Genomic DNA, 13,552 nt, shown 5'->3' on the forward strand with positions numbered 1-13,552 from the left:
CGGTCCGACACGGTGATCACCCGAACGGGGACGATCGCGGCCGGAGCGGACACCCCGGCGACCACCCGGCGTCGTCGGGGTGGCGCGCGGGTGAACGATCACGCCGTCCCGGGCCGGCGCCCCGCGACCAGCTGCACCGCGGTCCCGGCGACGGGCAGCACCAGCAGCAGCGCGAGTGCCGCGCTCAGCCCGAGGACGGCGGCGAACCCGCCGATCACCGCCGCCCCGATCCCGGCGCCGGTGAGGAAGCACAGCGTCGCGACCCCGATCGCGCCGCTGCGCCGGTCCTGCGGCACCGCGGCACCGACCGAGGCGATCATCGCGGGCTGGCCGGTGCCGAACGCCAGCGTCACCAGCATCGGGGCGAGCGCCAGCACCCAGGGCAGGTGGGTCGCCACCCCGGCCACGCCGAGCACCAGCCCGACGACGGTCGTCGCGCACGCCAGAGTGAGTGTCCGGTGTGATCCGATCCGGGTCTGCAGGAACGCCGACGCCGCCGGGCACGCCAGCGCCACCACCGCCGAGGGCACCAGCACCAGCCCGGTGGACAGCGGGCTCCAGCCGCGCTCGGCGAGTTCCAGCGGGATGCCCAGCAGCAGCGCGAACCAGCTGGCCGGCACCACCGACGCGCACAGCGAGCTGCGCACCACCGTCGCGTTCCCGACCACCCCGCGTGGCAGGAACCCGTCGGGCCGGGCCCGCACCCACAGCGCCGTCATGGGCACGCCGACGGCGAGCAGCACCCCACCGGTGACGGCCGCGACCGCACCGGCGCCGGGCGACTGCACCAGCAGCACCAGGCCGGTCACCGCAGTCGCGACGATCACCGCGCCCGCCAGGTCCACCCGGGTGCCGTCGCCACGGACCACCGAGTGCCGCCAGAGGTAGGGGAGGGCGAGCAGCGCCAGTGCGGGCAGTGCGACCGCGGCCCGCCATCCGCCCACGGTCGTCAGCGCCCCGCCGATCAGTGGCCCGAGGGCGGACAACGCGGCGGAGGTCCCGGCCAGCCGTCCCAGCGCGCCGCCGCGTCGCTCCGGTGGGATCCGGGCCGAGAGCAGCGCCGAGGCCAGCACCGGGATCGCCGCGGCTCCGATCCCCTGCACGATCCGGGCGGTCATCAGCAGCCCGAAGTTCGGCGCCGCCGCGGCGGCGAGCGCCCCCAGCCCGAGCAGGCCCGCTCCGATGCACAGCGGGGCCCGGATCCCGACGGCGTCGGCGAGCCGTCCGTGCACCGGCGTCGCCACGGCCAGCGCGACGGCGTACCCGCTGACCATCCAGGTCGCGGTCGCGGTCCCGACCCCGAGGTCGGCGGCCAGGTGCGGGAGCGCGACCGTCACCCCCGACGTCGACGTGCCGGCGAGGCCGAAGAGGAGTCCGAGAACGATCGACAGGAGCACACCGGCGATCCTCACCCGCGACGGCCACCGATGCACCGTGATTCCCTGTGTCCCGTGTCGACCCCACCCCTCGTCCGTCCGGCGACCGCCGAGGACGCCGACGCCTGCGCCGGTGTCTACGCCCCCTACGTCCGCGACACCGCGATCAGCTTCGAGGTCGAGCCGCCCGGTCCGGTCGAGATGGCCGAGCGGATCGCGGCCGCCCAGGAGCGTCACGCCTGGCTGGTCGCGGTCGGTCCCGGCGGTGCGGTGCTCGGCTACGCCTACGGCGGGCCCTGGAAGTCCCGCGCAGCCTACGGGCGGACCTGCGAGGTCTCTGTCTACCTGGCCCCCGAGGCCCGCGGCCGGGGTGTGGGCCGGGCGCTGTACGAGGCGCTGTTCACCGAGCTCGCCGCGCGCGGCATGGTCGTCGCCGTCGCCGGGATGACCGAGCCGAACGAGGCGAGCGCCGCCCTGCACCGCGCGCTGGGCTTCACCGAGGTCGGCACGTTCCGCGGGGTCGGCTGGAAGCTCGGCGCGTGGCGCGACGTGACCTGGTTCCGGCGGGCGCTGGCCGAGGCCCCGCCGGACGGCCCCCGGGACTGAGCCCGTCGGGGTCCGTGCGAGGATCACCGCCCGTTGCGCCACGCACCGCACCGGGCCCAGCCGGGCCGGCGCCGTGCCGGCGCGCCCCGCCCGTCGCCCCGGGCCGGGGGAGCGGTACAGCACGGGGAGCACCATGGACGGCCTGCGCCGCGAACTCGACGGGCGCCAGATCGGCATGATCGCCGTGGGCGGCGCGATCGGCACCGGGCTGTTCCTCGGCTCCGGGCTCGCGATCTCCCTCGCCGGTCCCGCGGTGATCGTCGCCTACGTCGTCGCCGCGGTCGTCGCGCTGGTCCTGGCCTACGCGCTGGCCGAGATGGTGGTACGCCACCCCGAGGCCGGCGGGTTCGGGCCCATCACCCAGCGCTACCTCGGGCCCGGCGCCGGGTTCGTGCAGCGGTGGATGTACTGGGCCGCGCAGGTCGTGAACATCGGCAGCGAGGTCGTCGCCGCCGGGCTCTACCTGACGTTCTGGTACCCCGACCTGCCGCTGTGGATCCCGGTCGTCGGGTTCTCCGTGGTGATGCTGGCGGTCAACGCGGGCGCGGTCCGCTTCTTCGGCGAGACCGAGTACTGGTTCGCGATGATCAAGGTCGTGACGATCGTGGCGTTCATCGCCGTCGGTCTCGTCGCGATCGTGTTCGGGCTGCCCGGGCAGGAACCGGTCGGACTCGGGGCGCTCACCGCGCACGGCGGGTTCGCCCCGAACGGGATCGGCGCGATCTGGCTCGCGCTGACCGTGGTGACCTTCTCGTTCCTCGGCACCGAGGCCGTCGCCGTCACCGCGGCCGAGTCGTCGGACCCGGTGCGCGACATCCCACGGGCCGCCTGGCGCACCGTCCTGCGGCTCGCGATCTTCTACGTCGGCGCCATGCTGGTGGTGGTGACCCTGGTGCCCTGGAACACCGTGACCACCGGCGACGACGTCGGCGAGTCGCCGTTCGTGCGGCTCTTCGCCCAGGCCGGGGTGCCCGCCGCGGCCACGGTGATGAACCTCGTCGTGCTGACCGCGGCGCTGTCGGCGATGAACACCAACCTCTACGTGACCGCGCGGATGACCTACTCGCTGGCCCGCGACGGCTACGCGCCCCGCTCGCTGGCCCGGGTCAACCGGCACGGCGCCCCGCAGCGGGCGCTCGCGCTGTCCGCGGTCGGGCTGGCCCTCGCGTCCCTGGTCTCGGTGTTCGCCGAGGCCACCGCGTTCCCGTTGCTCGTCGGGCTGGCCCTGTTCGGGGCGCTGGTGACCTGGCTGCTGATCTTCGCCGCGCACCTCGCGTTCCGCCGGTCGGGCGCCGGTGAGGCGTCCCCGGTCCGCCTCTGGGGCGCGCCCTACACGACGGTCGCGGCAATGCTGTTCGTCGCCGCGGTGCTCGCGACGACGCCGTTCACCACCCAGTTCGCGACGGCGGCGCAGGCGGGTGTGCCCTTCCTGGTCCTGCTCGTCGTGGTCTACCTGGTGGTGCGGCGCCGTCGCCGGCGGGTCACGCCTTCCTCAGCTCCGAGTGGAGCTTGAGCACGGTCTGGCCGTCCTCCTGCTCCAGCACGTAGGCCGGGTTGTCCTCGGTCCCGTTCCGGGACTGCGTCGACCCGTTGATCGTCTTCTCGATCCGGTCGGTGGAGTGGTCCACCACCTTGCCGGTCGGGGTGCCGTTGCCCCAGTTCCAGGCCACCCACGTGCCCTTGGCGAACGTCTGCGTCATGGGGACGGATACCCCGCGCCGGCCGGTCAACCCGGCGCGGGGGACCGTGTCACCAGATCCGGACGCGCCGGTCCGGGTCGGTGTAGAGCCCGTCGGACTCGGTCACCCCGAACGCCTCGTGGAAGGTGTCGAGGTTCGTGACGACCGCGTTGCACCGCAGGTCCGGCGGCGAGTGCGGGTCGGTGGTGAGCCGCCGGATCGCCTCCGCGTCGCGGGTCACCGCCCGCCACACCTGCGCCCACCCGAACAGCACCCGCTGCTCACCCGTCAGACCGTCGATCACCGGCGGCTCGAAGCCCTCGTGCGCGATCGCGTACGCCTTCAGCGCGATTGTCAGCCCGCCCAGGTCGCCGATGTTCTCGCCGACCGTCAGCGAGCCGTTGACCTTGTGGTCGGGCAGCCCGGCGGGGGACAGGCCGTCGTACTGGTCGATCAGCATCTGCGCGCGGGACTCGAACTCGGTCCGGTCGGCGGACTCCCACCAGTCGGTGAGGTTGCCGTCGCCGTCGTAGCGGGAGCCCTGGTCGTCGAAGCCGTGTCCGATCTCGTGGCCGATGACCGCGCCGATGCCGCCGTAGTTCGCGGCGTCGTCGGCGTCGGCGTCGAAGAACGGCGGCTGCAGGATCGCTGCGGGGAACACGATCTCGTTGAGCCGCGGGTGGTAGTAGGCGTTGACCGTCTGCGGGGTCATCAGCCACTCGCCGTGGTCGACCGGGCCGCCGAGCTTGGCGTACTCGAAGTCATGGCGCCACTGGGCCGCGCGACCCGCGTTGCCGAGCAGGTCGGCCGGGTCGATCTGCAGGTCGGAGTAGTCCTTCCAGGAGTCCGGGTAGCCGACCTTCGGTGTGAACCTGCCGAGCTTGTCCAGCGCCCGCTCCCGGGTGGCTGGGCTCATCCAGTCCAGGGTGGAGATCGACCGGCGGTAGGCCTCGACGATGTTGTCGACCAGCTCGGTGATGCGCTCCTTTGCCCGCGGCGGGAAGTGTCGCTCGACGTAGATCTTCGCGACGGCCTCGCCCAGCGCGCCCTCCACCAGCGACACCCCGCGCTTCCAGCGCTCGCGCAGCTCCGGGGTGCCGGACAGGGTGCGGCCGAAGAAGTCGAATTCGGCCTCGACCAGGTCCGCGGAGAGGAACTCCGCGCACGACCCGGCGACGGTCAGCGCGAGCCACGCCTGCCACTGCTCGAGCGGGCGCCCGGCCCACAGCTCACCGGCGGCGGTGACGAAGCTCGGCTGGCGGACGATCACCTCGTCGTAGGCGTGCGCGGGCACCCCCAGCGCGGACTCCCACTCGGCCCAGTCGAAGCCGGGGGCAGCGGCGCGCAGCTCCTCGCGGGTCATCAGGGTGTAGGTCTTCTCGGCGTCGCGGTTGAGGACCCGGTCCCAGGACGCGTCGGCCAGCGCGGTCTCCAGGTCCATGACCTGCTCGGCGACGCGCTCCGGCTCGGCCAGCCCGACCAGCTCGGCGAGGCGCCGCAGGTGCTCGACGTACTCGGCCCGGATCTCGGGGTCGCCCTCGTCGCCGTAGTACGACTCGTCGGGCAGGCCCAACCCGGCCTGGTTGAGGTTCACCAGGTAACGGGAGGAGTCCTTGAGGTCGGTCGCGATGAACTCGCCGAACAGCGCCGCCCGGCCCTCGCGCTGACGCCGGCCGAGCACGGTCGCGAGCGCGGCCCGGTCGGTGGCGTCGTAGATCTCGTCGAGCAGCGGGCGCAGCGGCGCGGTGCCGAGCTCCTCGACCCGGTCGACGTCCATGAACGAGCGGTACAGGTCGCCGATCTTGCGGGCCTCGTTGCCGGGCTCCGACGACGCCGCGCACTCCTCCACGATCTCGTGGACCTGGTCCTCGGCCCGGTCGCGCAGGACGCGGAACGCACCGTCCTGCGAGCGGTCGTCGGGGATCTCGTGGGTCGCCAGCCACCGGCCGTTCACGTGGGCGAACAGGTCGTCCTGGGGACGGACGTCCGGGTCGACCCAGCTGAGGTCGAGACCGGAGCGCTTCTCGGTCGGGGACTCGGTGGTCGTCATGGGTCCATCCTGCCTGCCGGGCGCGACGGTTTCGAGCAACCGACGCCGGCACGCCCGCGCCGCCCGGTCCGTCGCGGACGTGGGTGCTGCGAATCCGCTTACCCGGTAAGCGAGTTCACAACCGTCACATCCTTGGGACGGACGGGGCGGATCGGCGGCACCGAGCGGCGGCACCGAGCGGTGGCGGCACCGGGTACGAGTGCGACGAGCCGGTGCCGGCTCGTCGACTCCACCGACTCCGGGGCGGTGCGCGCCGAAGTTGACCGGACAGGTCACCGCGCAGTGGACGCCCGGTTGTCCACCACCGGACGGCGGACGCACCATCGCGGACGTGACGATCCACCTCGATGCGCCGGTCACCCGGCCCCGTTCCACGCCCGCCGTCGACCTCCTGGAGGGTGAGCGCCTGCTGGCCCGCCTCCCGGGCGACGGGGCGGACCGATGTGGTGCGGACTTCGAGGCCTTCACCGTCACCCCGCTCGGGCGCACCCTGGGCGCCGAGATCACCGGCATCGACCTGCGTGACCGCGTCGACGAGGACCTGCGGGCCGCGCTGCACCGGGCACTGCTGGAGTGGAAGGTCCTGTTCTTCCCCGGCCAGCACCTCACCAGCGACCGGCAGCGCGAGCTCGCGCTGCTCTGGGGCGACCTGGAGACCAACCCGATGCTCGACACCGGCGACGCCGCCGACGTCGTCCGCTTCGGCACCGGCAGGCGCACCTACGAGAACATCTGGCACGCCGACACCACGTTCCGTCCCGCACCGGCCATGGGCGCCATGCTGCGGATGGTGCAGACGCCACCGTTCGGCGGGGACACGATGTGGGCCGACATGGCCGTCGCCTACGACAACCTCACCGACGAGGTGCGGGCGCGCATCGACGACGCCGTCGCGGTGCACGACATGGTGCCCGGCTTCGCCCGGTTCCTGGACCCGGAGCGGCTGGCCCGTGGCCGCGACCTGTTCCCGCCGGTGACCCACCCCGTCGTCCGGACCCATCCGGAGACCGGGCGCCGCACGCTGTTCGTGAACGCCTCGTTCACGACGGAGATCGTCGGGCTCCCGCGCGAGGAGTCCGACGCGCTGCTGCGGCACCTGTTCGCCCAGGCACACGTGCCCGAGTTCCAGGTCCGCTACCGCTGGTCCGAGGGGACGCTCGCGTTCTGGGACAACCGGGCGACCCAGCACTACGCCGTCGGCGACTACCACCCGCACACCCGGGTCGCGGAGCGCGTCGCGATCGCGGGAGACCGACCCTTCTGACGGTCAGGAGGCCGCGCCGCCCCACCGGCGGCGGCGCGGCCGGTCGGTCGGCTCGTCCTCCATCGGGGCGGCGATCGCCAGCCGCCCGACCTGCTCGTTGAGGACCTTCAGGTGCACCCGGACGTCGTCGTGGGTCGGGTCCAGCACCGCCTGCTCGGCGATCTCCGCGGCCTGGTCGACCGACTGCTTCAGCGACGCCTTGGCCTTGTTCAGTCGGGCGGCGATCCGCTTGGCGGGCGGTTCGGTGAGCCGGAACCGGGCGGGCTCGATCGAGTCGCCGACGGCGGCCAGGCGCTGCACCGCCTCCAGCTCCGAGTCCAGCCGCTTGCCGATCTCGGTGAGCCACGTCCGCACCTGCATCGCCGAGATCACCGTGGTGATCCGGTGGAAGCGCTGCACCTGCTCGGTGCACTCGGCCACGTAGGTCCGCCAGTACCGCGACAGCGGTGCGGGGGAGGGCTCGGATCCGGGGCGCAGGAGTGACACGCCCGCAGGCTACCGGTGCTCACCCGGCCAGCCGGATCGTCGTCCCCGGGCCGAGCGGCAGCCCCAGCAGGACGAACACGCAGAGGATGACCACCCACACCACGAACACCGGCACGACGAACATCGCCATCCGCGAGAACACCGAGCCCAGGGTGAACGAGCGGTCGTAGCGACGGCAGGTCAGCTGCAGCACGTACAGGTAGGGGTTCAGCGGTGAGATCGGGTTGGTGATCGCGTCACCGATCCGGTAGGTCGCCTGGATGACCGCCGGGTGCAGGCCCAGCCCGACGAACACCGGCACCAGTACCGGCGCCAGCACCGTCCACAGCGACGCCCCGGAGAACACCACCATCGCCAGCACCGAGCACAGCACCAGCGCGAGCAGCAACGCGCCGAGCCCGGTCAGGCCGATCGCGCGCAGCCCGGCCGACCCCTCCACCGCCAGCCACGTCCCGACCCCGCTCCAGGTGAACATCGCGATGAACTGGCCCGCGGAGAAGGCGATGACGACGAACCCGAGCATCCCCTTCAGCGACTCGGCCATCATCTCCGGCACGTCCGACGGGCGGGTCACCACGCCCGCGGCGATGCCGTAGGCCAGGCCGGTGACGAGGAAGGTCAGGAACAGCAGAGGGACGATCCCGTCGAGGAACGGGGAGTCGATCAGGGACCCGTCGTCGCCCTGCAGCGGGCCGCCGGGCACGAGCCAGGCCGCCAGCGCACAGACCAGCCACACCGCGAGGGCGACGCCCGCCACCCGCAGCGCGCGCCGCTCCCGCGCGGTGACCGTCGTGTCCGGCTCACCCGCCGCGTCCAGCTCCGGGCCGACCGGGGGCAGCCCCGGCTCGACGCGGTGCACCAGGATCCAGCCGAGCACCGCGGGCAGCACGAGCGCCGACACCGCCTGGAACCAGTAGTTCATGAGCACCCCGACGCCGATGTCCGGCGGCGTCCCCGGCGGCAGCACCGACTCGGTCAGCGCGGCCAGGTTCGCGTCCAGCGCACCGACGATCAGCCCGGAGCCGTAGCCGACGGCCGTCGCCGCGAACGCGCCGAGCGCCCCGGCGACCGGATGCCGCCCCACCGAGGCGAACGCGAGCGCCGCCAGCGGCGGGAGGACCACCATCGCCGCGTCGCCCATGAAGTGGCCCTGCACGCACAGGTACGCCACCGCATACGGCATGAAGCGCCGCGGCACCCGGGTCAGAGCGATGTTCACCAGCGACCGCAGCAGCCCGGTGCGCTCGCAGATCCCGACGCCCAGCAGCATCGTGAGCACCACGCCCAGCGGCGGGAAGCCGATGAAGTTGTCCACCATGGTGGTGAGCAGCTGCCGCAGGCCCCGCCACGGACAGGATGTCGCGGACCGGTTGTGCCTGCGGGGCGCCCGGCAGCTGCGCGGTCGCCCCGTTCGCGGCCAGCACCGCCGAGCCGACCCCGAGCAGCAGCAGGAGGATCCAGAACAGGAAGAACGGGTGCGGCACCCGGTTCCCGACCCGCTCGATGCCCCGGATCACCGGTCCGGGCCGGTACGCCGCGGTCACGGGATGCGCCCGTCGGTCGCCAGCACCGGCGCGTCGGCGGGCACGGTGTCGGGGTAGATCAGCCCGCTGCCGGTGTTCAGCACGACGACCGTCTCCGACCCGTCGAGCCAGCCCGACTCCCGCAGCCGGCCCGCCGCGGCGACGCAGGCCGCGCCCTCCGGGCAGATCCAGGTGCCCTCGTCGCGGGCGAGGGCGTGCTCGGCGGCGAGCAGCTCGTCGTCGGAGACGGCGACGGCGGTCCCGCCGGTGTCGTACACGGCGTCGAGGACGAGGAAGTCGCCCAGCGCCTTGGGCACGGTGATGCCGAACGCGACCGTGTGCGGGTCGGCCGGGGCGGTCGACTCGCGCAGCCCGGCCTCGAACGCGTCGACGATCGGGGCGCACCCGGTGGCCTGCACCGCGACCAGCCGCGGCAGTGGACCGGAGATCCAGCCCAGCTCCCGCATCTCCGCCAGGGCCTTGTGGATCGCGATGATCCCGACGCCGCCGCCGGTCGGGTAGAGGATCACGTCCGGACAGCGCCAGCCGAGCTGTTCGACGATCTCGTAGCCCATCGTCTTCTTGCCCTCGATGCGGTACGGCTCGCGCAGCGTCGAAGTGTCCTGGTACCCGGCCCCGTCGGAGTTGCGGCGGGCGACGGCGTCGGCGACGTGCCTCCCTGCGTCGCCGATCAGGCCGTCGACCAGGTACAGCTCCCCGCCGGAGACGACGACCTCGCGCCGGGTGATCTCCGGCGCGTCGACCGGCATCGCGATCAGCGCGCCGAGCCCGGCCCGCGCGGCGTAGCAGGCCCAGGCGGCACCGGCGTTGCCGTTGGTGGGCATCGCGACCGCGCGGACGCCGAGCTCGGCGGCACGGGAGACGCCGACGGCGGCACCGCGGGCCTTGAACGCCCCAGTCGGGACCAGGCCCTCGTCCTTCATCCGCAGGCCCGGCAGCCCGAGGCGGGCACCGGCCCGGGGGAGCGGCAGCAGCGGGGTCATGCCCTCGCCCATCGTCACCACGTGCGCGGGGTCCCGCACGGGCAGCACCTCGTGGTAGTGCCACAGATCCGGCGGGCGGGCGGCGATGTCGGCCGGGGTCACCAGGGTGCGGGCGCGGTCCAGGTCGTAGCGGGCGAGCAGCGGGGCGCCGGAGCCCGAGGTGCCCTGCACGGTGTCGGCGTCGAGGATCTCGCCGGTGCGGGAGCACTCCAGGTGGGACAACGTCGAGAAGTCGGGCACGGGCCCACCTGATCGCCAGTCGTGCCGCGGCGCAACCCGGAGGGCGACAGCCCCCCGCGGGAAGTGACCGCGGACACGACTACGCCTTTCGGGCGATCCGGTAGCCTCGGACAGCGAAAGCGTGAAAGTTCAACGATCGAGAGGGATCCATGCGCCCGCTTCCCACGCCGTTCTCCGACATCGCACTCCTACTGGTCCGGCTGCTCGTCGGCGTCGTCCTCGTCGCCCACGGTCTGCAGAAGCTCTCGAACGGAGTCGGCGGTGTCGCGTCGGGCTTCGCCGGCATGGGCATCCCGCTGCCGACCGTGTCCGCGCTGTTCGTGATCGCGGTCGAGCTCGGTGGCGGCCTGCTGCTGCTCGCCGGTGCCGCGACGACCGTCGCCGGGCTCGCCGTCGTCGTCGCGATGGCGGGGGCCTACCTGTTCGCGCACGTCGGTCTGAACCCGTTCGTCGACTCGGGCGGCTGGGAGCTGGTCGGCGTGATCGCCGCGGGCGGGCTCGCGCTGGCCGCGGCCGGACCGGGCCGGTTCTCGGTCGACGCGCTCGTCGCCGGACGCGGCCGCACCCCGGCCCGGCACGCGGTGGGTGTCTCCTCGGGGGAGTAGGACCCACCCCCGCGGGGGATCCCGCCGCATGCCCGAGGGACACACCGTGCACCGGCTGGCGCGGCTCCAGCGCCGCCGCTACGCGGGCCGGCCGGTGGCGGTGTCCAGTCCGCAGCGCCGGTTCAGCACCGGAGCCGAGATCGTCGACGGGCGCGTGCTGGTCGACGTGCAGGCCCACGGCAAGCACCTGTTCCAGCACTACGGTCCGGACACCACCGTGCACGTCCACCTCGGGCTGTGGGGCCGGTTCCCGAACCGGGAGCTGCCCCGGGAGCCGCTGCGCGGTCAGGTCCGGATGCGGATCGTCGGCGAGACCCACTACGCCGACCTGCGCGGTCCGGCCGCCTGCGAGCTGCTCGACGACGCCGGGGTGGCGCAGCTTCGGGCCCGGCTCGGCGAGGACCCGCTGCGCGACGACGCGGACCCGGCCCGTGTCCGGGAGCGGTTCGCCCGCTCCAGGGCCCCGCTGGCAGCGGTGCTCATGGACCAGTCGGTGATCGCGGGCATCGGCAACGTCTTCCGCGCCGAGACGCTGTTCCGTACCGGTCTGGACCCGATGACCCCGGCCCGTGACCTCGACGACCGGTCCTTCGCGCTGCTCTGGGACGACCTGACCGCGATGCTCCACGACGGCGAGCGGCGCGGCCGGATCGAGACGCTGCGTCCCGAGCACGACTCGGCCCTGCTGGAGCCGCCCGACCGCGGCGCGGTCTGCGCCAGCGTCGTCTACGCCTACCGCCGCACCGGGCAGCCCTGCCTGGTCTGCGGCGCCCCGATCGCGCACGCCGAGGTCCGCACGCGGAACCTGTTCTGGTGCCCCGCCTGCCAGTCGGGATCCTCCGCGCGGCCGCTCACCGAACGGTGACGACCGATGTCCGATCTGTCCTGTACCGGCCGGTAGCGGTACCGTTGGCGCCATGCCGTCGACCGGTCCGGTGCGTCGGGAGACGCGGCGCCGGCCGATCGTCCGGTGGGACGCGGCGCTGTCCGGGGCCGCGCTCGTCGTGACCGGGATGCTGGTCGCGCTCGGGATCTTCGGGGCCGTCTTCCTGGTCGCCTTCTTCGAGTACTGCCCGCCGCGCACCTGCAGCTCGTCGGCGGTGCTCGTGTCGGTCGGCGGCTCGCTGGTGGTGGCCGCGGCCGCCGGCGTGGCCGGTCTCGCCATGACCGTGCTGCGGGTCGTCGAACGTCGTCCGGCCTGGCCGTTCGCGCTGGCCACCCTCGCCGTGGCCGCGTCCGCCGTCGCCTTCGGCGCGGTCCACTACGCGAGCGCGATCGGGTACTGACCTCCTCGGGGATCGATCCCCCGATCGCGTGCGCCGGGCCGGACCTCGCGGCCCGACCGGTGCGCGCTCCGCGGTGTCGCCGCGACCGGGTGTCACCGTCGAGGATCGACCGGCCGGCCGTCCGCCGCCGATGCCTCCGCCGCCGCGGCGCGCTGCGCGGTCCGGCGGAAGCCGATCGCGATCGCCGCCGACATCAGCATCATCACCGCGACCACCCACATCCCGGCCCGCGAGTCACCGGTCAGGTCCTTGAGCCATCCCGCGACGAACGGCCCGACGAACCCGGACAGGTTGCCGAAGGAGTTGATCAACCCGATCCCGGCGCCGGTGAGGAAGGCGTTCGGCAGCGACCAGAACGGCGGGATCGCGGCGAAGACCCCGATCGCGCAGACGGTCACACAGGCCATGACCAGCAACGGCGAGTCCATGTACAGGGCGCCCGCGATCGCCACCGCCCCCACGACCGCGGGGACGGCCACGTGCAGCGGCCGCTCCCCGCTGCGGTCGGAGCGCCGGGCCCACAGCACCATCGTCACCGACGCGATCGCGTACGGCACCGCGGTGATCAGGCCGACCTCGACCAGCGAGTAGTCGGCGCCGAACTGCTGCTCGAACCCGGCGACGATCTGGGGAGGAAGAACGCCAGGACGTAGAGCCCGAACACGATCCCGAAGTAGACGACCGACAGGGCCACCACCCGGCCGTCGCGCAGGGCGGCAGCGACCCCGCGGTCCTGCCCGGCCGCCGCCGCGTCCTCGGCGGCGATCCGCTCCTCCAGCGCGACCGCCTGGTCGGTGGGCAGCCACCGGGCCCGGGTCGGGCGGTCCGGCAGCAGCCACAACACCGCGATGCCCAGCAGCACCGCCGGGATGCCCTCGACGAAGAACATGAAGCGCCAGCCGGCGTCGAAGCCCAGGGCGCCGTCGCCGACCGAGATCAGCCACGTCGACAGCGGCCCGCCGACCACCGAGGACAGCGGCACGGCCAGGAAGAACAGGGCGACGATCCGCGCCCGCTCGACCCTCGGGAACCAGTAGGTCAGGTACAGGATGATGCCCGGGAAGAACCCGGCCTCGGCGATGCCGAGCAGCACCCGCACGACGTAGAAGCCGATCTCGCCTTGGATGAACGCCGTCGACGACGCGACGACGCCCCAGGTCACCATGATCCGGGCGATCCAGATCCGCGCCCCGACCCGGTGCAGGATCACGTTGGACGGGACCTCGAAGAAGAAGTACCCGACGAAGAACAGCCCGGCGCCCAGACCGTAGGCGGCCGCGGACAGGCCCAGGTCGGCGTTCATCGTCAGGGACGCGAACCCGACGTTGACCCGGTCGATGTAGTTCAGTAGATAGGCCAGGGCGAGCAGCGGGATGAGCCGCTTCGTCGCCGTCCGTACGGCCGTCGAGACCAGCACGCCGTCCCCCTCCGTT

At 73.4% G+C, this 13,552-nt stretch carries 12 protein-coding genes and 2 pseudogenes; 6 read left to right on the plus strand and 8 right to left on the minus strand.

Features of this window, described 5'->3' with window-relative positions; genetic code table 11:
* Window positions 1-98 precede the first annotated feature (98 nt).
* Window positions 99-1,397, minus strand: coding sequence for an MFS transporter (locus XF36_RS08325; protein ID WP_168169477.1), 1,299 nt, complete (start codon window positions 1,395-1,397; stop codon window positions 99-101).
* 54 nt (window positions 1,398-1,451) lie between these two features.
* On the opposite strand from XF36_RS08325, the gene XF36_RS08330 reads away from it, so the two are divergent.
* Both XF36_RS08330 and XF36_RS08335 read left to right on the plus strand, forming a co-directional pair.
* Window positions 1,452-1,982 (plus strand): GNAT family N-acetyltransferase, encoded by a 531-nt coding sequence (locus XF36_RS08330; protein WP_238589178.1) that lies wholly within the window; start codon window positions 1,452-1,454, stop codon window positions 1,980-1,982.
* 133 nt (window positions 1,983-2,115) lie between these two features.
* Complete coding sequence (locus XF36_RS08335) at window positions 2,116-3,495, plus strand: amino acid permease (RefSeq protein ID WP_060711540.1); 1,380 nt, start codon at window positions 2,116-2,118, stop codon at window positions 3,493-3,495.
* Here the strand turns inward: XF36_RS08335 and XF36_RS08340 are convergent.
* Entirely contained in the window at window positions 3,464-3,682 is a 219-nt protein-coding gene (locus tag XF36_RS08340) for a DUF2945 domain-containing protein (protein ID WP_020622397.1), read from the minus strand. The genes XF36_RS08335 and XF36_RS08340 overlap by 32 nt on opposite strands.
* Before the next feature lie 49 nt (window positions 3,683-3,731).
* Window positions 3,732-5,711, minus strand: coding sequence for a M13 family metallopeptidase (locus XF36_RS08345; protein ID WP_060711541.1), 1,980 nt, complete (start codon window positions 5,709-5,711; stop codon window positions 3,732-3,734).
* A 331-nt stretch (window positions 5,712-6,042) separates the two neighbouring features.
* Here XF36_RS08345 and XF36_RS08350 point away from each other — a divergent pair, with 331 nt between their 5' ends.
* Entirely contained in the window at window positions 6,043-6,975 is a 933-nt protein-coding gene (locus XF36_RS08350) for a TauD/TfdA dioxygenase family protein (protein ID WP_060711542.1), read from the plus strand.
* 3 nt (window positions 6,976-6,978) lie between these two features.
* Here the strand turns inward: XF36_RS08350 and XF36_RS08355 are convergent, their stop codons facing one another.
* From XF36_RS08355 to XF36_RS08365, 4 genes and pseudogenes are all read right to left on the minus strand, one after another.
* On the minus strand, window positions 6,979-7,461 hold the full coding sequence (locus XF36_RS08355; protein ID WP_145981305.1) for a hypothetical protein: 483 nt from the start codon (window positions 7,459-7,461) through the stop codon (window positions 6,979-6,981).
* 19 nt (window positions 7,462-7,480) lie between these two features.
* Complete coding sequence (locus tag XF36_RS08360) at window positions 7,481-8,779, minus strand: AbgT family transporter (RefSeq protein WP_060711544.1); 1,299 nt, start codon at window positions 8,777-8,779, stop codon at window positions 7,481-7,483.
* Window positions 8,780-8,861: 82 nt separating this feature from the next.
* Window positions 8,862-9,005, minus strand: a pseudogene (locus tag XF36_RS35510) (AbgT family transporter); the annotation flags it as partial.
* Window positions 9,002-10,228: a threonine synthase gene (locus XF36_RS08365; protein ID WP_060711545.1), complete on the minus strand. Its 1,227-nt coding sequence runs from the start codon at window positions 10,226-10,228 to the stop codon at window positions 9,002-9,004. The pseudogene XF36_RS35510 and the gene XF36_RS08365, both read right to left, overlap by 4 nt.
* 149 nt (window positions 10,229-10,377) lie before the next feature.
* Between XF36_RS08365 and XF36_RS08370 the strand changes: the two genes are divergently transcribed.
* Genes XF36_RS08370 through XF36_RS08380 form a run of 3 tightly spaced genes read left to right on the plus strand, consistent with a single transcriptional unit; the run spans window position 10,378 to window position 12,119 of the window.
* Window positions 10,378-10,833: a DoxX family protein gene (locus XF36_RS08370; RefSeq protein WP_060711546.1), complete on the plus strand. Its 456-nt coding sequence runs from the start codon at window positions 10,378-10,380 to the stop codon at window positions 10,831-10,833.
* Between the two features lie 28 nt (window positions 10,834-10,861).
* The gene (locus XF36_RS08375) at window positions 10,862-11,698 is read left to right on the plus strand and encodes an Fpg/Nei family DNA glycosylase (RefSeq protein WP_060711547.1); all 837 of its coding nucleotides are present in this window, start codon (window positions 10,862-10,864) and stop codon (window positions 11,696-11,698) included.
* Between the two features lie 52 nt (window positions 11,699-11,750).
* A complete protein-coding gene (locus XF36_RS08380) occupies window positions 11,751-12,119 on the plus strand; it encodes a hypothetical protein (protein ID WP_060711548.1) in 369 nt (122 codons plus the stop codon).
* 92 nt (window positions 12,120-12,211) lie between these two features.
* On the opposite strand, the pseudogene XF36_RS35515 reads toward XF36_RS08380, so the two are convergent.
* Window positions 12,212-13,536: pseudogene (locus XF36_RS35515) on the minus strand (MFS transporter).
* Window positions 13,537-13,552 lie beyond the last annotated feature (16 nt).

The sequence above is a fragment of the Pseudonocardia sp. HH130629-09 genome, assembly GCF_001294645.1.
In the GTDB taxonomy this organism is placed as follows: Bacteria; Actinomycetota; Actinomycetes; order Mycobacteriales; family Pseudonocardiaceae; genus Pseudonocardia.

Coding starts and splice junctions, on each gene's coding strand:
- XF36_RS08345 (WP_060711541.1), bottom strand. CDS start 5,711: ATGACGACCACCGAGTCCCCGACCGAGAAGCGCTCCGGTCTCGACCTC.
- XF36_RS08360 (WP_060711544.1), bottom strand. CDS start 8,779: ATGGTGGACAACTTCATCGGCTTCCCGCCGCTGGGCGTGGTGCTCACG.
- XF36_RS08340 (WP_020622397.1), bottom strand. CDS start 3,682: ATGACGCAGACGTTCGCCAAGGGCACGTGGGTGGCCTGGAACTGGGGC.
- XF36_RS08335 (WP_060711540.1), top strand. CDS start 2,116: ATGGACGGCCTGCGCCGCGAACTCGACGGGCGCCAGATCGGCATGATC.
- XF36_RS08375 (WP_060711547.1), top strand. CDS start 10,862: ATGCCCGAGGGACACACCGTGCACCGGCTGGCGCGGCTCCAGCGCCGC.
- XF36_RS08380 (WP_060711548.1), top strand. CDS start 11,751: ATGCCGTCGACCGGTCCGGTGCGTCGGGAGACGCGGCGCCGGCCGATC.
- XF36_RS08370 (WP_060711546.1), top strand. CDS start 10,378: ATGCGCCCGCTTCCCACGCCGTTCTCCGACATCGCACTCCTACTGGTC.